Annotated in this window: 2 protein-coding genes; both read left to right on the top strand. The window is 56.5% G+C overall.

Annotated elements, in window-relative coordinates:
- The coding region (locus D7V88_RS42170; RefSeq protein WP_208726790.1) for a LexA family protein at window positions 1–374 on the top strand (374 nt) is incomplete at its 5' end.
- The coding region (locus D7V88_RS42175; RefSeq protein WP_120546003.1) for a DUF5131 family protein at window positions 371–467 on the top strand (97 nt) is incomplete at its 3' end. The genes D7V88_RS42170 and D7V88_RS42175, both read left to right, overlap by 4 nt.

Below are 467 nucleotides of genomic sequence, written 5' to 3' on the forward strand. Positions count from 1 at the left end.
CTACGGGCCTTGTACAAGCCCAGGCTCTCGATCAACTGTTGATGGCGAAGCCTTCGAAGACCGTGCTGGTGAAGGTGCGCGGCGATTCAATGCTGAATGCCGGGATTCTTAGTGGCGACGTCGCCGTGGTTGAGACGAGTTCGCAGGCTTTGACCGGCGACATCGTGGTGGCCGAAATCGATGGTAGCCAGACCATCAAAGAATTCAGGAATGATCGAGGTCAACCGCGCCTCGTATCGCATGGCATGGACGGCAAGACGGCGACTCCCGAGAAGACCCTGAACATCATCGGCGTCGTCAGGGGCATTGTCCGAAGCTATAGGCCGCAGTCGGACGGTGGGGCTAAGATAAAAAAACAGGGAATATCTCGATGACAACCATCAGCAAGATTGAGTGGACTGAGCAAACGTGGAACCCGACAGTCGGGTGCACCAAGATCTCGCCCGGGTGCAAGCATTGCTATGCGG

It is taken from the genome of Corallococcus terminator (genome assembly GCF_003611635.1).
GTDB classification, from domain to species: Bacteria; Myxococcota; Myxococcia; order Myxococcales; family Myxococcaceae; genus Corallococcus; species Corallococcus terminator.